Origin of the sequence: Microbacterium sp. KHB019 (assembly GCF_037285405.1) — a bacterium.
GTDB lineage: Bacteria > Actinomycetota > Actinomycetes > Actinomycetales > Microbacteriaceae > Microbacterium.
Genome location: NZ_JBBDHF010000001.1, coordinates 920,581 through 937,708, shown reverse-complemented (window position 1 = coordinate 937,708; position 17,128 = coordinate 920,581). Strand labels below are relative to the sequence as shown.

At 66.8% G+C, this 17,128-nt stretch carries 16 protein-coding genes; 12 read left to right on the top strand and 4 right to left on the bottom strand.

The genetic code is table 11. The features are described 5' to 3' along the window. Positions 1–80: 80 nt before the first annotated feature. From KHB019_RS04575 to KHB019_RS04565, 3 genes are read left to right on the top strand one after another with little or no spacing between them, the layout of a single operon-like run. Positions 81–1,010 carry an ABC transporter permease gene (locus KHB019_RS04575; protein WP_337458169.1) on the top strand — a complete coding sequence of 310 codons (930 nt, stop codon included), beginning with the start codon at positions 81–83 and terminating at the stop codon, positions 1,008–1,010. Continuing rightward, positions 1,000–1,950, top strand: coding sequence for an ABC transporter permease (locus KHB019_RS04570; protein ID WP_337458168.1), 951 nt, complete (start codon positions 1,000–1,002; stop codon positions 1,948–1,950). The genes KHB019_RS04575 and KHB019_RS04570 overlap by 11 nt, the downstream gene beginning before the upstream one ends. Next, positions 1,947–3,674 (top strand): ABC transporter ATP-binding protein, encoded by a 1,728-nt coding sequence (locus tag KHB019_RS04565; RefSeq protein WP_325471306.1) that lies wholly within the window; start codon positions 1,947–1,949, stop codon positions 3,672–3,674. The genes KHB019_RS04570 and KHB019_RS04565 overlap by 4 nt, the downstream gene beginning before the upstream one ends. A gap of 75 nt (positions 3,675–3,749) precedes the next feature. On the opposite strand, the gene KHB019_RS04560 is transcribed toward KHB019_RS04565, so the two are convergent. Then, the gene (locus KHB019_RS04560) at positions 3,750–4,778 is read right to left on the bottom strand and encodes a type IV toxin-antitoxin system AbiEi family antitoxin domain-containing protein (RefSeq protein WP_337458167.1); all 1,029 of its coding nucleotides are present in this window, start codon (positions 4,776–4,778) and stop codon (positions 3,750–3,752) included. Positions 4,779–4,848: 70 nt separating this feature from the next. Then, a complete protein-coding gene (locus KHB019_RS04555) occupies positions 4,849–5,607 on the bottom strand; it encodes a CPBP family intramembrane glutamic endopeptidase (RefSeq protein ID WP_337458166.1) in 759 nt (252 codons plus the stop codon). A 145-nt stretch (positions 5,608–5,752) separates the two neighbouring features. Between KHB019_RS04555 and typA the strand changes: the two genes are divergently transcribed. From typA to KHB019_RS04540, 3 genes are all read left to right on the top strand, one after another. After that, positions 5,753–7,666, top strand: coding sequence for a translational GTPase TypA (gene typA, locus KHB019_RS04550; protein WP_230102121.1), 1,914 nt, complete (start codon positions 5,753–5,755; stop codon positions 7,664–7,666). Between the two features lie 175 nt (positions 7,667–7,841). Continuing rightward, entirely contained in the window at positions 7,842–8,849 is a 1,008-nt protein-coding gene (gene glsA, locus KHB019_RS04545) for a glutaminase A (protein ID WP_337458165.1), read from the top strand. Between the two features lie 5 nt (positions 8,850–8,854). After that, positions 8,855–10,480, top strand: a complete 1,626-nt coding sequence (locus tag KHB019_RS04540) for an MFS transporter (protein ID WP_230102123.1) — start codon at positions 8,855–8,857, stop codon at positions 10,478–10,480. 10 nt (positions 10,481–10,490) lie between these two features. On the opposite strand, the gene KHB019_RS04535 is transcribed toward KHB019_RS04540, so the two are convergent. Next, positions 10,491–11,036, bottom strand: a complete 546-nt coding sequence (locus KHB019_RS04535) for a helix-turn-helix domain-containing protein (RefSeq protein ID WP_230102124.1) — start codon at positions 11,034–11,036, stop codon at positions 10,491–10,493. Between the two features lie 64 nt (positions 11,037–11,100). Between KHB019_RS04535 and KHB019_RS04530 the strand changes: the two genes are divergently transcribed. From KHB019_RS04530 to KHB019_RS04505, 6 genes are all read left to right on the top strand, one after another. Beyond that, positions 11,101–11,841: an AzlC family ABC transporter permease gene (locus KHB019_RS04530; RefSeq protein WP_230102125.1), complete on the top strand. Its 741-nt coding sequence runs from the start codon at positions 11,101–11,103 to the stop codon at positions 11,839–11,841. Continuing rightward, positions 11,838–12,152, top strand: a complete 315-nt coding sequence (locus KHB019_RS04525; RefSeq protein ID WP_230102126.1) for an AzlD domain-containing protein — start codon at positions 11,838–11,840, stop codon at positions 12,150–12,152. Before KHB019_RS04530 ends, KHB019_RS04525 begins: the two co-directional genes overlap by 4 nt. 37 nt (positions 12,153–12,189) lie before the next feature. Beyond that, positions 12,190–12,591 carry a histidinol dehydrogenase gene (locus KHB019_RS04520; RefSeq protein ID WP_230102127.1) on the top strand — a complete coding sequence of 134 codons (402 nt, stop codon included), beginning with the start codon at positions 12,190–12,192 and terminating at the stop codon, positions 12,589–12,591. Positions 12,592–12,600: 9 nt separating this feature from the next. Next, entirely contained in the window at positions 12,601–12,921 is a 321-nt protein-coding gene (fdxA, locus tag KHB019_RS04515; RefSeq protein ID WP_227530477.1) for a ferredoxin, read from the top strand. 3 nt (positions 12,922–12,924) lie between these two features. Further along, positions 12,925–14,037, top strand: coding sequence for a succinyldiaminopimelate transaminase (gene dapC / locus KHB019_RS04510; protein ID WP_337458164.1), 1,113 nt, complete (start codon positions 12,925–12,927; stop codon positions 14,035–14,037). A 186-nt stretch (positions 14,038–14,223) separates the two neighbouring features. After that, positions 14,224–15,519 carry a citrate synthase gene (locus tag KHB019_RS04505; protein WP_337458163.1) on the top strand — a complete coding sequence of 432 codons (1,296 nt, stop codon included), beginning with the start codon at positions 14,224–14,226 and terminating at the stop codon, positions 15,517–15,519. 84 nt (positions 15,520–15,603) lie between these two features. On the opposite strand, the gene KHB019_RS04500 is transcribed toward KHB019_RS04505, so the two are convergent. Beyond that, positions 15,604–17,088 (bottom strand): DEAD/DEAH box helicase, encoded by a 1,485-nt coding sequence (locus tag KHB019_RS04500; protein WP_230102130.1) that lies wholly within the window; start codon positions 17,086–17,088, stop codon positions 15,604–15,606. Between the last annotated feature and the right edge of the window lie 40 nt (positions 17,089–17,128).

Here is a 17,128-nt window from a genome sequence, read left to right as displayed (position 1 = left end):
CAGGCTCTGTCCGGAGCGTGCGGTGCGGGGCGATGAGGTTCTGTCGCCCCGCACCGCACCGCACGGTTCTGGTACTCGCTATGACTGGATACATTCTTCGACGCCTCCTGCAGGCGGTACCCGTTTTCCTCGGGGCGACCTTCCTGATCTTCTCGATGGTCTTCCTTCTACCGGGCGACCCGATCCTCGCGCTGTTCGGTGACAAGACACCGACGGACGCGCAGTACGCCGCGCTGCAGGCCGAATACCACCTCGACCAGCCGTTCTTGACCCGTTACCTGATCTACCTCGGCGACCTGTTCCAGGGCGACCTGGGTACGACCTTCCGCGGCCAGAGTGTGAACGACATCCTCGCGCGCACCTTCCCGGTGACCTTGCGACTCGCCCTTCTCGCGATCATCATCCAGCTCGTCTTCGGCGTGCTCGTCGGCCTGGTCGCCGGACTCCGCAAGAACAGCGTTTTCGACCATGTGTCGATGCTCATCAGTCTGTTCCTGATCTCGCTGCCGGTCTTCGTCCTCGCCTTCGTGGCGCAGTTCTTTCTCGGCATCCAATTGGGGATATTCAGACCCACGGTGAGCAGAGGCGTGCCATGGGAAGACCTGCTGCTTCCCGCGATTGTGCTCGCCGCCCTGAACTTCGCGTACGTCGTCCGCCTCACCCGTGCGTCCGTGATCGAGACGCGCCAGCAGGACTTCGTGCGGATGGCCTTCGGAAAGGGCCTGCCAACGCGTCGCGTCATACCGGTGCACGTGCTGCGCAACTCGATGATCCCCGTCACGACGAATCTGGCGGCCGACTTCGGCATCCTGATCGTCGGTGCCACCGTCACGGAGGGGATCTTCAACGTGCCAGGCGTCGGCAACGAGCTGTTCGGCGCAATTCGAAGACACGATGCCCCGGAGATCGTCTCCATCGTCACCGTGCTCGTGGTCATCTATGTTCTCGTGAACCTGGTGATCGACCTGTTGTACGGCGTGCTCGACCCGAGGATCCGCTATGTCAAATGACTCCACGCGGCGGATGCCGCACTATGTCGCCGAACTCGACGAGGTCGGACTCGGAGCCGTCGACGCCGTGCGCGTCAGCGAGCGCAAGAGCAATCTCTGGCTGGATGCCTGGCGCGATCTGCGCGGACGCTGGATGTTCTGGGTGTCGGGGGTGTTCGTCCTGATCCTCGTCGTCGTGGCGGTGTTCCCCGGACTGTTCGTGCAGGTGGGCCCGAACGACTGTGCCCTGTCCAACTCCAACGCGGGACCTGAGTCGGGGCATCCGCTCGGCTTCGACTTCCAGGGCTGCGACGTCTACTCCCGCGTGATCCACGGCACGAGCACCTCGCTCTCCGTCGGACTCCTGGTGACGCTCATCATCGCCGTGATGGGGATCGTCATCGGAGCGTTCGCCGGGTTCTTCGGCGGATGGGTCGACGCGGTGCTGATGCGCATCGGCGACATGTTCTTCGCGATCCCTTACGTCCTCGCGGCCGTCGTCATCATGTCTATGTTCCTCGCGAACCGGAACATCCTCGTGATCTCGCTCGCGATCGGCTTCTTCGGATGGCCTGCGCTTGCCCGTATCCTGCGCTCGGAGATTCTGCGAGTGCGGTCTGCGGACTACGTCATGGCATCCGAGGCGCTCGGCGTCTCGAAGGTCAGGACCATGTTCACCCACGTGCTGCCGAACTCGATCGCTCCGGTGATCGTCGTCAGCACGATCGGTCTGGCCGCGGCGATCACGGCCGAGGCGACGCTGTCGTTCCTCGGCGTGGGGCTTCCCGGCGACGTCGTCTCGTGGGGCAAGGATATCGCCGATGCGCAGATCCGCCTCCGCACCGACCCGATGCCGCTCATCTATCCATCGATCGCGCTGTCGCTGACTGTGCTGTCGTTCATCATGTTGGGAGAGACAGTGCGCGATGCGCTCGACCCGAAGGCGAGGGCGCTGCGATGATGCCTTTTGCTGACGCGAACGTTCCGCTGCTGTCGGTGCAGGATCTGGAGGTCGCCTTCCGCACCCAGGACGGCGTCGTGCCGGCCGTGCGCGGCGTAAGCTTCGACATCTATCCCGGCGAGACCATGGCGATCGTGGGGGAATCCGGTTCCGGCAAGTCGACGACCGCCCACGCGATCATCAACCTGCTCCCCGGGAGCGGGCAGGTCACCGGAGGAAAGGTGCTGTTCCAGGGGCGGGATCTCACGACGCTGAGCAAGTCCCAGATCGAAGAGGTCAGAGGCAAGCTCATTGGCCTCGTCCCGCAGGACCCGATGAACAGCCTCAATCCGGTGCATCGCATCGGGTTCCAGGTCGAGGAGACCATCCGGGCCAACGGGCTCGCAGACAGCAAGAGGGCCGCTCGCAAGCGCGCCGTCGAGGTTCTCCAGCAGGCGGGGCTGGCGGATGCTGAGTCCAGACTGCGCCAGTTCCCGCACGAGTTCTCCGGCGGGATGCGGCAGCGCGTCCTGATCGGGATCGGCCTGTCGTCGCATCCCGAGCTGCTGATCGCCGACGAGCCGACCAGTGCGCTGGATGTCACGGTGCAGAAGAAGATCCTCGATCACCTCGAGAGTCTCGCCGCTGAGCGGAACACCGCCGTGCTGTTCATCACGCATGACCTCGGGCTCGCAGCCGAGCGCGCCGAGAACCTGGTCGTAATGCACCGTGGACGCATCGTGGAGTCGGGGCCGGCGCTGGAAATCCTCCAGAATCCGCAGCATCCGTACACGCAGCGACTCGTCGCGGCTGCGCCGAGCCTGGCGTCCAAGCGCATCCAGTCCGCTTCAAGCCATGATGAGTCCGTCGACTCGATCGAGGTCGAGGGGCTGGATGACCTCGCCGTCATCCCCACCGTCGTCGATCACGATGCCATCGAGTCGGCAGAGCCGGTGATCGAGTTCCGGGACGTGACGAAGGTGTTCAAGATCCGGGGAACCGGGTTCACATCGACGCGTTTCACGGCTGTGGATGACATCTCGTTCCAGGTGCCTAAGGGGTCGACGATGGCGATCGTCGGCGAATCCGGGTCGGGCAAGTCGACTGCGGCCAAGATGCTGCTGCGCCTGGAGCACAAGACGTCCGGCTCGATCCTCGTGAACGGCCGCGACACCGACACGATGAACAGGTCGGAGCTGCTGGCGATGCGTCGCCAGATGCAGCCGGTCTTCCAGGACCCGTACGGTTCGCTCGACCCGTTGCACAACATCGGCAACACGGTCGCCGAGCCGCTTCGGGTTCACGGAGTGGGCGATACGGATTCGCGTCGTGCTCGTGTGCTCGAGGTGCTCGACCAGGTCGCACTGCCGTCGAGCATCGTCGACCGGTATCCGAACGAGCTCTCCGGTGGGCAGCGGCAGCGCGTCGCCGTCGCGCGCGCGCTGGCACTCAAGCCCGAGATCGTTGTTCTGGACGAGGCGGTATCGGCGCTCGACGTCCTGGTGCAGGCCCAGGTGCTGAGCCTGCTCGCGAACCTGCAGGCCGAGCTGAACCTGACGTACCTGTTCATCACCCATGATCTGGCGGTGGTCCGCGTCATCGCCGACCGCGTCTGCGTCATGGAGAAGGGCCGGATCGTCGAGCAGGGCACCGTGGACGATATCTTCGCTAACCCGCAGCAGGAGTACACCGAGCGTCTGCTCAGCGCGATCCCCGGCGCGTCGATCTCGCTCGGTGCCCACTGATCCCTCGAATCAACAAAACCACGCCGAGACACGCGCGAAGCGATGTGGTCTCGGCGTGGTTTTGCAGTTTCGGAATTAGTCTCGGCCGAGCGGACGAAATCCGGTCAGGCGCATCGTGTCGCGAGGGCGCACAGGATGCAGACCAGCTGCACGTAGTGCCGCATCAAGCGGCTCGATCTCGTGAAGCTCCGTCCATCCCCATCGCGCAAGCCCTGCGGTGTTTCGACGTAAACGGTTCTCTCGACGTTTCTCGTCGATGATCGTCTGAGCAGGGTCTCCCAGATCGCCCAAGTACTTGAAATCCCCATCAGATTCGCCGACGACATCGACATCTTCCCAGTAGAAGTCCCCGCGGTCGACATGCCCCTCGAAGAAGAACTCCTGCTGCACGGTGGGCGCCTCGTAGCCGAGCCACTCGATCACGGCGAGGCTGGCCGATTCGAGGACGCTCTCGGGACGGCCCGTCGCACGTTCGAGAGCCCAGCGCGCTTGACGCCGTCCTCGCCCGGATGCGAGCGCATCGTTCAATGCGATGAGGGACGCTCGCGAGATCGTGGGATCCGCTCGCATCAGTGCGTCCGCGTATGCCAGACCCTCGGCCGGTGGGCGAGAACGTGCGATGTCGACTGCAGTGGCGGCGGGCGACGTGAGACGGATGCCGTCGACGACGATGATCTCGCGCGCATCGACGGAGGAGTGTGTACGGACGCCGCGATACTCGCGTGAGGCTCCCGTTTCCGTGAGCAGATGCACAGGTCGGGACGGGTGAGCGACGAGCACGCCGAGGAGGGCGGCCGCTGATTCGCCGCAGATCACTCGTCGCGGATCGACTGCCAACACGGCATGCACGCGTACCAACTGCTTCTCCCACGGCGGGAGAAGTCGCCAACCGTCAGTGTTCACGTAGACGCCGCGTGCGAGGCGTGTGAGTGCTCCGGAGCGCCAGCCTCGTTCGGTGTGGCTTACGCCTTCGTCGCGGGAGAGGAGCAGAGACAACGGGCTGGGGAGAAGCTGCATCACCCCACAATGGACGTTATGTGTCCACTGGCACCGCGTTTCCACAGGTAGGGCCCGTGGCGCTTGATGTGCAGAGAGAGATGTCACTACCGAGACTGCAAAACCACGCCGAGACGCACGCGAAGCGATGCGGTCTCGGCGTGGTTTTGCAGTCTCGCTAAGGGAGGAGGGGAGCGACGAAGGGGTAGCCGACGAACGCGATCCCGTCGATGAGGAAGTGCGCGACGAGGAACGGGAGCAGGCGGCCTGTTCGGGCGAACAGCCACCCGAACAGCAGGCCCATCGCGAGGTTGCCGACGAACGCGCCAGGGCCCTGGTACAGGTGATAGCTGGCACGCAGCACCGAGGTGGCGATGATGATCGGCCACAGGCCCCAGCCGAGCGTGCGGAGGCGGGAGAACAGGTATCCGAGCACCACGAACTCCTCGATGATCGAGGCGCGAGCGGCCGACAGCAGCAGAACAGGTACCGTCCACCAGTGCGTGTCGAGCCCGGCAGGATCCACGGCGACGAACAGCCCGAGCATCCGGCCGCCGACGTAGAGCGCGAGGCCGGGGATCCCGATGGCGAGCACGAGCAGGATGCCGTGACCGGCATCCCTGCCGACTCGCGTGCCGTCCAGTCCGAGTCGCCCGAGATGAGGACGAGCGCTCTGCCACATCACGAAGCACACGAGCAGCACGGGAACGATCGAGAATCCGATCCCCAGCACCTGGTAGATCAGGTCGAACACCTCGCGGTCGCTGCGCGAGGGGTTGAGCGTGGTGGTCTGGTCGGCGAGAGGCGTGGCATCCGTGAGCCGGTACGCGAGCTGCACGATCGCGTAGATCGCCGATTCGCCCAGTCCGAGGCCCAGCACGATGGCGATCTCCCACCACGTGCGAGCACGTGAGACAGAGGCGGATTCCGACGACACAGCCCGATGTTACGGGAGCGTTCATATGGGTGCTCGGTGAGCGGTCAGCGAGCGTGCGATATCCTGTACCGTCACTTCGTCTCGCTGACGCTCGCTCAGTACAAGCGGCACCTCCATCACATACCAATCCCTTTAGGAAACCTGCATGGCGCACGCCCTTCGCTCTGACCTCCGCAATGTCGCTATCGTCGCGCACGTCGACCACGGCAAGACGACCCTCGTGGACGCGATGCTTCGTCAGACGGGCTCCTTCGGTGAGCACGCTCACGTCGACGAGCGCGCCATGGACTCGAACGACCTCGAGCGCGAGAAGGGCATCACGATCCTCGCCAAGAACACCGCGATCACCTACAAGGGTGAGCACGCCAAGGGCGAGGAGATCACGATCAACGTGATCGACACCCCCGGCCACGCCGACTTCGGCGGCGAGGTCGAGCGCGGCCTGTCCATGGTCGACGGTGTGGTGCTGCTGGTCGACTCCTCGGAGGGCCCGCTGCCGCAGACCCGCTTCGTGCTGCGCAAGGCGCTCGAGGCGAAGCTCCCGGTCATTCTCCTGGTCAACAAGACCGACCGTCCGGACGCCCGTATCGCAGAGGTGGAGGAAGAGGCGCACGACCTGCTCCTCGGCCTGGCATCCGACCTGGTCGACGACGTGCCCGACCTCGATGTCGATGCGCTGCTCGACGTCCCCGTCGTGTACGCGTCCGGCCGTGCCGGTGCTGCCAGCCTCAACCGTCCCGACAACGGCAGCCTGCCCGACAACGACGACCTCGAGCCGCTGTTCGGTGCGATCCTCGAGCACATCCCGGCTCCGTCGTACGACGACGAGGCGCCCCTGCAGGCGTGGGTCACGAACCTCGACTCCAGCCCGTTCCTCGGCCGCCTCGCCCTGCTGCGCGTCTTCAACGGCACGCTGAAGAAGGGCCAGACCGTCGCCTGGGTCCGTGCAGACGGCACCACGAGCAACGCCCGCATCACCGAGCTTCTGAAGACCCGCGCTCTGGAGCGCTACCCGGCCGAGTCCGCCGCGCCGGGCGACATCGTCGCGATCGCCGGCTTCGAGGACATCACGATCGGCGAGACCATCGCCGACCCAGAGGACGTGCGCCCGCTGCCGCAGATCCATGTGGACGACCCGGCCATCTCGATGACGATCGGCACCAACACGTCGCCTCTGATGGGCAAGGTGAAGGGGCACAAGCTCACCGCTCGCATGGTGAAGGACCGCCTGGACCGCGAGCTCATCGGAAACGTGTCGCTCAAGGTCGTCGACATCGGCCGACCGGATGCCTGGGAAGTTCAAGGCCGCGGCGAGCTGGCGCTGGCCATCCTCGTCGAGAACATGCGCCGTGAGGGCTTCGAACTCACCGTCGGCAAGCCGCAGGTGGTCACCAAGAAGGTCGACGGCAAGGTCCACGAGCCCTTCGAGCACCTGACCATCGACACGCCGGAAGAGCACCTCGGCGCGATCACGCAGCTTCTGGCGAACCGCAAGGGTCGCATGGACAACATGATCAACCACGGCACCGGCTGGGTGCGCATGGAGTTCATCGTCCCGTCGCGCGGCCTCATCGGATTCCGAAGCGAGTTCATGACCACCACGCGCGGCACCGGCATCGCGAACGCGATCTCGCACGGCTACGAGCCCTGGGCTGGTTCGATCACCACGCGTCAGAACGGCTCGATCGTCGCCGACCGACAGGGCGTCGTGACCCCGTTCGCGATGATCGCGCTGCAGGAGCGCATGTCGTTCTTCGTGCAGCCGACGCAGGAGGTCTACGAGGGCATGGTCATCGGCGAGAACTCGCGCGCCGACGACATGGACGTGAACATCACCAAGGAGAAGAAGCTCACGAACATGCGTGCCGCGAGCTCGGACTCCTTCGAGTCGATGACGCCGCCGCGCCAGCTCACGCTCGAGGAGAGCCTCGAGTTCGCCCGCGACGACGAATGCGTCGAGGTGACCCCTGAAGTCGTCCGCATCCGCAAGGTGATCCTCGACCAGACGATCCGCGGCCGCGAGACCTCGCGCATGAAGCGTCAGGACGCGAACGCGTAACACCTCATTCCGTCGAGGCCCCCTCCGGCCGCCGACGCCCCCGCTGACGTACGTCGCTGCGCGGGGGCGCGGGTGCCGCGAGGGGGTTTCGTCGTGTCAGGATCCTGTGCAGGCCGGTCTGTACAGAAACCTCGGCCGGGTCTACGGTGACACCGAGAGCGTGAGGAGCCTCGGGTTGATCCCGACCGACACCGAAGGAATCGACCAAGCGGTCGCCACGGGCGCGCTGCCGGGCTGGGAGCGTGTCGAAGAACTCGTGCTCGAGGCGCATCGTCGGCACTCGGGTGAGGCGTCGGGCGAGGTCGCCGACTATATTCCGATTCTCGGAGCGGCGGACCCGGCGCTGTTCGGACTCGCCGTGGTGGATGCCACGGGCGGCGTCCACGACGCCGGTGACGCTCTGCATCCGTTCTCTATCCAGTCGATCTCGAAGATGTTCGTGTACGCGCTCGCGATCCAGGAGCACGGCCATGAGACCGTGCGCGACATCGTCGGGGTCAACAACACCGGGCTCTCGTTCAACTCGGTCATGGCGCTCGAGCTCAACGGCGGGCATCCGATGAACCCGATGGTCAACGCCGGGGCGATCGCCACGACGGCATTGATGCCCGGTGCCGACCCTGATGCCAAATGGGAGAGCATCCGCGACGGGCTCTCCGCATTCGCCGGGCGGGAGCTCCCGTTCGACGACGACGTGTATCACTCGGAGATCCAGACGAACGAACGCAACCGCGCACTGGGTCGGCTGCTCGGCAGCTACGGACGCTTGACGGGCGACTCGGACGAGATCGTCGACGTCTACACGCGCCAGTGCTCGCTGAACGTCCCGGCGCATGACCTCGCCGTCATGGGCGCGACTCTCGCGGACGGCGGCGTGAACCCCGTCACGGGGCGTCGAGTCGTCTCCGCGGATGTCTGTCGCGACACTCTCGCCGTGGTCGCGGCATCCGGACTATACGAACGCTCGGGGGAGTGGCTCTTCGAGATCGGCCTTCCGGCGAAGTCAGGGGTGTCCGGCGGCATCGTCGCCGTCGCGCCCGGCAAAGGGGCGGCCGGCGCGTTCTCGCCGCCATTGGACAGCGCAGGCAACTCGGTGCGCGCGCAGCTTGCGATCGGCCATCTCTCACGATCACTGGGATTGAACCTGTTCGCATCAGCGCCGATGACCCGCGCCGAGGAGTGATGATCATGACCGACACCGTCGCGAAGGAGGCCTCGCAGAGGACGTCCTGGCTGCCCATGGTGAGCCTGTTCCTCGCGCAGGTGCTCATGTCGTTCAACGTCGCAGCGCTGCCGATCTCGCTGGGCGGCATGGTCGAGGACTTCGGTGTGCCGCCGACGATCGCGAGTTCGACCATCGTCGTGTACGGGCTCGCGGTGGCGGCGCTCGTGATGACCGGCGCGAAGCTCGGGCAGCGCGTCGGCTGGGTGCTGATCTTCCGCATCGTGATCGTGCTGTTCGCCGGCTCATCCCTGCTGATGATCTTCGCGCCCACGGTGGCCTGGGCGATCACGGGTCAGGCCGCCGCCGGAGCCGCGGCAGCGATCATCGTGCCATCGCTCGTCGCGCTGATCGCCGAGAACTACCACGGCCCGCAGCAGGCGACCGCGATCGGCGCTCTGGGTTCGGCGCGTGCGATCTCCGGTGTGAGCGCGTTCCTCATCGGAGGAACGCTCGGTACCCTGGTCGGCTGGCGACCGGTGTTCATGATCGTGCTGGGCATCGCCGTCGTCGTCTTCGCGCTGAGCTTCACACTGCGCGGCGACCACGGGAACGCCACGATCCGCATCGACCTCGTCGCCGCGCTGCTGATCGGCTCGGCGATCGTGCTCCTCACCCTGGGCTTCAACAACCTCAACACCTGGGGAGCGCTCGCCGCGACCGAGGGGGCACCGTTCACCGTGTTCGGCCTGTCGCCGGCACCGCTGTTCATCATCGTCGGCGTCGTGCTCGGTCAGGGATTCTTCCTCTGGACGAGACGGCGGATGTCGCGAGGGCAGGTGCCCCTGATCGACCTCAGCATCATCGACTCACCGCGGGAGCGCGCCGCCGTCTACGCGATGTTCATCGTCGTGGCGCTCGAGGCCTGCGTCAACTTCTCGATCCCGCTGTACATCCAGATCGTGCAGGGGCGCACGCCCTTCGACACCTCTCTGGCGATGATGCCGTTCAATCTCACCGTGTTCGTCACCGCGACCCTGGTCGTTCGCTTCTACAAGCGGTATCCGCCGCGGACGATCGGCGTCTTCGGCTTCATTCTGACGACTGCGGCACTGATCTGGCTGTCGATCGTCGTGAACAACAACTGGGAGACGCTTCCGACCATCCTCGGCCTGTTCGTCTTCGGCGTCGGGCAGGGCGCTCTGGTGACGCTGGTGTTCAATGTGCTCGTCACCTCCGCCCCTGCCGCGCTCGCGGGAGATGTGGGTTCCCTTCGCGGCACGACGCAGAACCTCGCCTCGGCAGTCGGAACAGCGGTCGCCGGCGCACTCCTGGTGTCTCTGCTCGGCATCAGCGTCGGGCGAGCAGTGCTCGAGCATCCTGAGCTGCCCCCGTCGCTGGTCGCGCAGGTCAACATGGATGACATCAACTTCGTCAGCAACGACGATCTGCGCGCGGTGCTCGAGAGTACCGATGCCACGCAGGAGCAGGTCGATGCGGCCGTCACCGTCAACGAGGAGTCCAGGCTCGGAACATTGCGGCTCGGCCTTCTGATCCTCGCCGGCATCAGTGCGCTGGCGATCCTGCCGGCCTCGCGTCTGCCTCGATACAAGCCCGACGAGATCCCCGATCCGGATCCTGTGTCGACCTAGCGCCCGCCGCTCAGCGCAACTCGGAGATGAGCACAGCGCTCGTGCCGGCGACCTTCGCCTCGAACAGGTGCGGGGTGTCGCCGGCGTACGCGAGATAGTCCCCGGGGTTCAGCAGCACGCCGTCTCCCGCCGGTCCGATCAGCGCCTGGCCGGAGAGCAGGATGACGTGCTCCGTCGTGCCGGCGTGATGCGGGTCGGATCGGCGCGGTTCACCGGGCTCGGCCTGGATGAGATAAACGTCGCGACGGGCGCCAGGAGGGCTGGCCGACAGCAGCGTTGCGCTGTACGCGGCGGCCGCCGATGGCACTCCGGCGAGGTCGGCTGCGCGGATCAGCGTCGGCGCGTTCGCCTGCTGATCCACGAGGACGGCGAACGGGACGTCCAGCGCGACGCCGAGGGCCCAGAGCGTCTCGACGCTCGGGTTCCCCGATCCGCCCTCGAGCTGCGACACCGTCGCCTTCGACACTCCGGCTCGCCTGGCGAGCTCCGAGACGGACAGCCCGCGTGCTTCGCGCTCTCGGCGCAGAGTTCGCGCGATGCGTGTTCCGAGATCCATGCGTTCATCATGTCAAACGTTCGTTCACTTGACTATCCCGCGGCAGGTGTTCAGAATGACGAGCATGCGTTCATCGAATCGAACGGCGGATGCCGGATCCGCCGATGTCGCGCGCCGCGAGGTCTGGCGCGAGGGCATCGGCGTCGCCGTGGCCACGAGCGCGTACGGCATCTCGTTCGGAGCCCTCGCCGTGGCATCCGGCCTCGACGTCTGGCAGACGTGCGTGCTGAGCCTGCTGATGTTCACCGGCGGATCCCAGTTCGCGTTCATCGGGGTGCTCAGCGCAGGAGGCATCGGCGCCCTGCCCTCGGCGATCGCTTCGGCTGCCCTCCTGGGCGTGCGCAACGTGGCGTACGGCATGCGGATGTCGCCCATCATCGGCGCCGGCGCCCTGCGTCGCACGGCCGCCGCGCATGTCACGATCGACGAATCGACGGCCGTGGCGATCTCGCAGAGCACGACGCCTCTGCGTCGTCTGGGCTTCTGGGTCACCGGTCTCGGCGTGTTCATCGGCTGGAATCTCACCACACTCCTCGGCGCGCTCCTCGGCGACGTGCTCGGCGATCCCAAGACCTGGGGGCTGGATGCGGCGGCCGCAGCCGCATTCCTCGCGCTGCTCTGGCCGCGCCTCAAGCAGCGTCAGGCCATCGCGGTCGGCGTGGCGGCTGCCGTGGTCGCAGCGGCGCTGACCCCGTTCATCATGCCGGGGCTGCCGGTGCTCGTGGCCGCCGTCGTCGCCATCCTCGTCGGGTGGTTCAACTGGCTGGGGCGCGACCAGAGCCCGTCGGGCGAGGGAGCCCGGTGAGCGTCTGGAGCGCGGTGCTGCTGGCCGCATGCATCTGTGCGGCGCTCAAGGCCTTCGGCTACCTGATCCCCGCACGCCTGCTCGAAGCGCCGCGGCCGGCGCGGATCTCGGATCTGCTCACCGTCGCCCTTCTCGCCGCCCTGGTCGCCGTGCAGACCCTCGGCAACGGTCAGGCCATCGTGGTCGATGCGCGGATCCCGGCCGTCCTGGTCGCGGCTGGGCTGTTGTACCTGCGCCAGTCGTTCCTCGTCGTCGTGATCGCTGCAGCCGCAGTCGCCGCCGTGCTGCGGCTCGTCGGCTGGGCTGTCTGAAGGCGGGAACCCGGCACTCGCGGCGTAAGATCTGTCCGTGCCCAACTGGTTGTCTCGAACGCTGTCCTGGATCGCCGCTGCCCTTGTCGGTGTCGTCTACGGCGCCGCCGGCACCATCGCGCACAGTCTGATGTGGGGGCCGGTGCCGATCGGGCTCATCGTCGGCGCGATCGCCTGTGCCGCACTGCTCATTGCTGTGCGCGCACTCACCCACGACCGTGCGGCGACCATCGCCACGGCTCTCGGCATGATCGGGATGCTGCTGATCATCTCCGGCCCAGGGCCCGGCGGCTCCATCATCGTTCCGAACACCCCGATCGGGCAGGTCTGGATCTACCTCGTCGCCGGCATCGCGCTGCTCGTGATCGCCTGGCCGAACCTCCGACGCCAGGCACAGCACGCGCCGCGTGAGGCGCCTCACCCCGAGAACGGGTCGTAGACTGAAGGGGTGACGTATGTGATCGCCCTTCCGTGCGTCGATGTCAAGGACCGCGCCTGCATCGACGAGTGCCCCGTTGACTGCATCTACGAGGGCGAAAGGTCGCTGTACATCCACCCCGACGAATGCGTCGACTGCGGCGCCTGCGAGCCCGTGTGCCCCGTCGAGGCGATCTACTACGAGGACGACCTGCCCGACGAGTGGCAGGACTACTACAAGGCGAACGTCGAGTTCTTCGAAGAGATCGGCTCGCCTGGCGGCGCCGCCAAGGTCGGCGTCATCAAGCACGATCACCCGATCATCGCCGCGCTCCCGCCGCAGGGGGAGTGACGCGTGGGGGTTCGGGACCTCGCCGACTATCCGTGGGATGCCGTCGTCCCGTTCCGTGAGCGCGCGGCACTGCATCCACGGGGGCTCGTCGACCTGTCGATCGGCTCTCCCGTCGACCCGACGCCTGAGGTGATCAGGCGCGCGCTCGCCGAAGCGACCGACGCTCATGCGTACCCGCAGAACATCGGCACCCCGGCGCTGCGCGAGGCGATCGTCGCCTGGTACGCCCGCCGCAGGGGAGTGCCCGACCTCACCGTGGACAACGTCCTGCCCACCGTCGGCTCGAAGGAGCTCGTGGCGCTGCTGCCGACGCTGCTCGGCCTCGGCCAGGGCGACATCGTCGTGTTCCCCCGCGTCGCGTACCCGACCTACGAAGTCGGTGCGCGCGTCGCCGGCGCCGCACCGGTCGCCGAAGACGACCCCGCGGCGTGGCCGGAGGGCACGAAGCTCATCTGGATCAACACCCCCGGCAACCCGGACGGGCGCACCTGGACCGTCGACGAGCTCGCGGTCGCCGTCCGCCGTGCCCGCGAGCTCGGCGCCGTGCTCGCGAGCGACGAGTGCTACGCGGAGCTCGGCTGGGACGGTCCTTGGGCCGCCGAGCCGGTGCCATCAGTGCTCGACCCTCGCGTCACCGGGGGCTCGCGGAAGAACCTGCTCAGCGTCTATTCGCTGAGCAAGCAGTCCAACCTCGCGGGGTACCGTGCAGCGTTCGCAGCCGGCTGCGCACGTGTCATCGCCGACCTGCTGAGCGCTCGCAAGCACCTCGGTCTGATGATGCCCGCCCCTGTTCAGCAGGCGATGGTCGCAGCTCTGGGCGATGACGAGCACGTCGCCGCCCAGAAGGAGCGGTATCGCGCCCGCCGTGACCTGCTGCGCCCAGCCCTGCAGGAGGCCGGCTTCCGGATCGACGGCTCGGAGGCCGGGCTGTATCTCTGGGCCACAGAGGGCAGGGACGCCTGGGAGTCGATGGGCGCGCTCGCGGATCTCGGCATCCTGGCCGGCCCTGGGCCCTTCTACGGAGCGGATGCCGCGCAGCATGTGCGCCTCGCGCTGACGGCCCCGCTCGAGCGCGTCGCCGAGGGTGCTCGCCGCCTGCGCGGCGAGTCGCTGTAGGTTCCCACCGCTGAACTCCTCCATCTCTTGGCGGATGTCACAGTAGGCCGATCTGGCGACTAGGCTGTAAAGGCGATTCGGTCGTGACCCGGCCAGGCGCTCTGCGCCGTGCATCGCCCTCGATCCATCCGACCAACAGGACGACTCTGACCGACCACGGTCGCGTAAACGTACAAGGAGGTCCGCGTGAGTGCAGCGGGAGACCAGCAGGCGAAGGCCACTCTCACGATCGGCGAGACCACTGCCGAATTCCCCATTCTGCGCGGCACTGCAGGCGCCGACAGCATCGACTTCTCGACGCTGACCAAGCAGACCGGCTACACCGGTCTCGACTACGGGTTCGTGAACACGGCATCCACCAAGTCGAAGATCACGTTCATCGACGGCGACCAGGGCATCCTGCGCTACCGCGGATACCCGATCGAGCAGATCGCGAAGAACTGCACGTATCTCGAGGTCGCCTGGCTGCTGATCTACGGTGAGCTGCCGACGCCGTCCGAGCTCGCCGATTTCGACGACCGCATCCGCCGTCACACGCTGCTGCATGAGGACATCAAGCACTTCTTCTCGGCGCTGCCGCACACCGCGCACCCGATGTCGGTGCTCTCGTCCGCAGTCGCGGCCCTGTCGACGTACTACGAGGGCCAGACCGACCCGAACAACCCCGAGCACGTCGAACTGAACATGGTTCGCATGCTCGCCAAGCTCCCGGTCATCGCCGCTTACGCGCACAAGAAGAGCGTCGGGCAGGCGTTCCTGTACCCCGATAACTCGCTGAGCTTCGTGGACAACTTCCTCAAGCTCAACTTCGGTGTCCACTCCGAGTCCTACGAGATCAATCCGGTCATGTCCAAGGCGCTCGAGCTGCTGCTGATCCTCCATGAGGACCACGAGCAGAACGCCTCGACGTCCACGGTTCGCCTGGTCGGCTCGACCGGCGCCAACCAGTTCGCGTCGATCTCCGCCGGCATCCAGGCTCTCTCCGGCCCGCTGCACGGCGGCGCGAACGAGGCCGTGCTCAGCATGCTCGCCGAGATCCGCGATTCGGGTCAGGGCGTGCAGCGCTTCGTCGAGCGCGTCAAGAACAAGGAAGAGGGCGTCAAGCTCATGGGCTTCGGCCACCGGGTGTACAAGAACTACGACCCGCGCGCCAAGCTCGTCAAGGAGGCTGCCGACGAGGTGCTGCGCGAACTCGGCGTCACCGACCCGTTGCTCGACCTCGCCAAGGAGCTCGAAGAGATCGCCCTCGCGGACGACTACTTCAAGGAGCGTCGCCTGTACCCGAACGTCGACTTCTACACCGGTGTCATCTACAAGGCGATGGGCTTCCCGACCCGCATGTTCACCGTGCTGTTCGCGATCGGTCGTCTTCCCGGCTGGCTCGCGCAGTGGCGCGAGCTGAACCTCGACAAGCAGACCAAGATCGGTCGCCCGCAGCAGCTGTACACGGGGGCGCCGGAGCGGCAGTTCCAGACCCGCTGATCGGACGGTTCCGCACAGCGCGGGATGCGAAAAGCCCCGGCCGCTTCCCGAAGGAAGCGGCCGGGGCTTTTCGTATCCGAGGGATCAGCGTCCCTGCGAACCGCCGCCCTGCGCGCGGCGCGGGCGCCGGGTGTCGACGCGCTGGCCCACCTGGATGCGGTTCTGCTGGCCGCCGCGCTGCCCGCCACCGGAACGCTGGCCCTGACCTGCGGACTGGCCCTGGATGCTCTGTCCGTGGCCGCCTTGTCCGTGTCCGCCCTGACCCTGGCCGCCCTGTCCCTGCGGACGACGGCGACGCCGAGCGGGGGAGCCGGAGGCCGGCGCGCCGCCCTGCTGGGGCTGACGCGGCTTCTTCGGCTGCTGGCGCTGCTGCGGCTGCACCGGCGCCGGCTTGACGTGGGCGGCGCGATCTCCGACGAGCTCGTCGACGATCGTGGAGTTCGCCGTCTCGAGCTCGGCCGTGATCTGCGCTTTGCGCAGGAGATCCTTCACATCGCGGCGCTGCTCTGGCAGCACGACGGTGACCACGGTGCCGGCAGCGCCCGCACGCGCGGTGCGGCCGGAGCGGTGCAGGTACGCCTTGTGCTCCATGGGCGGGTCGACATGGACGACGAGATCGACGTTGTCGACGTGCACGCCGCGGGCAGCGACGTCGGTTGCGACGAGCACACGCACGCCGCCCTCGGCGGGGTCGGCCGAGAACGCGCTGAGGTTGCGCTCACGAGCGTTCTGCGACAGGTTGCCGTGCAGGTCGACGGAGGGGATGCCGGCCGCGGTGAGCACCTTGGCGAGTTTCTTCGCCTGGTGCTTGGTGCGGGTGAAGAGGATGCGACGCCCGGTACCGGAGGCGAGCTCGCGCACGAGCACAGTCTTGTGCTCGGTCGAGGTCGTCACGAGCACGCGGTGGGTCATCTCGCCGACGGGGACGCTTGCCTCGTCGACCTCGTGGCTGACCGGGTTCGACAGGAAGCGCTTGGCGAGCGAGTCGATTCCGCGGTCCAGCGTCGCGCTGAACAGCAGGCGCTGGCCACCGGCGGGAGTCGAGGCGAGGATGCGCGTGACACCTGGCAGGAAGCCGAGGTCGGCCATGTGGTCGGCCTCGTCGAGGACGGCCACCTCGACCGAGTCGAGCGAGACGAGCTTCTGCTTCATGAGGTCTTCGAGGCGGCCAGGGCACGCCACGACGATGTCGACGCCGCTGCGGAGCGCCTGCTCCTGCGGACGCTGGCTGACACCGCCGAAGACGGTGGTGACGCGGAGGCCGGCGGCCTCGGCGAGAGGCGCGACGGTCGCCGCGATCTGCGTGGCGAGTTCACGCGTCGGTGCGAGCACCAGACCGCGCGGGTGCTGAGGGCGCGTGCGCTTCTGCGAGGCGCTCAGTCGAGCGACCAGCGGCAGTGCGAACGCGATCGTCTTGCCGCTGCCGGTGCGGCCGCGGCCGAGCAGGTCGCGCCCGGCGAGCGAGTCGGGAAGGGTGTCGCGCTGAATCGCGAACGCCTCGGTCTTGCCGTCCGCGGCGAGCACGTCAGCGAGGCGTGCGGGCACGCCGAGTTCAAGGAAGGTGGGCATAGAGATACTCCGTCAGCGCACGATGATCCGTGCGCGAATA

Excerpts from the sequence above, each read along its gene's own strand:
- KHB019_RS04540 (WP_230102123.1), top strand. The coding sequence starts at position 8,855 with ATGACCGACACCGTCGCGAAGGAGGCCTCGCAGAGGACGTCCTGGCTG.
- KHB019_RS04530 (WP_230102125.1), top strand. The coding sequence starts at position 11,101 with ATGCGTTCATCGAATCGAACGGCGGATGCCGGATCCGCCGATGTCGCG.
- KHB019_RS04565 (WP_325471306.1), top strand. The coding sequence starts at position 1,947 with ATGATGCCTTTTGCTGACGCGAACGTTCCGCTGCTGTCGGTGCAGGAT.
- KHB019_RS04575 (WP_337458169.1), top strand. The coding sequence starts at position 81 with ATGACTGGATACATTCTTCGACGCCTCCTGCAGGCGGTACCCGTTTTC.
- typA (WP_230102121.1), top strand. The coding sequence starts at position 5,753 with ATGGCGCACGCCCTTCGCTCTGACCTCCGCAATGTCGCTATCGTCGCG.
- KHB019_RS04500 (WP_230102130.1), bottom strand. The coding sequence starts at position 17,088 with ATGCCCACCTTCCTTGAACTCGGCGTGCCCGCACGCCTCGCTGACGTG.
- KHB019_RS04535 (WP_230102124.1), bottom strand. The coding sequence starts at position 11,036 with ATGGATCTCGGAACACGCATCGCGCGAACTCTGCGCCGAGAGCGCGAA.
- KHB019_RS04570 (WP_337458168.1), top strand. The coding sequence starts at position 1,000 with ATGTCAAATGACTCCACGCGGCGGATGCCGCACTATGTCGCCGAACTC.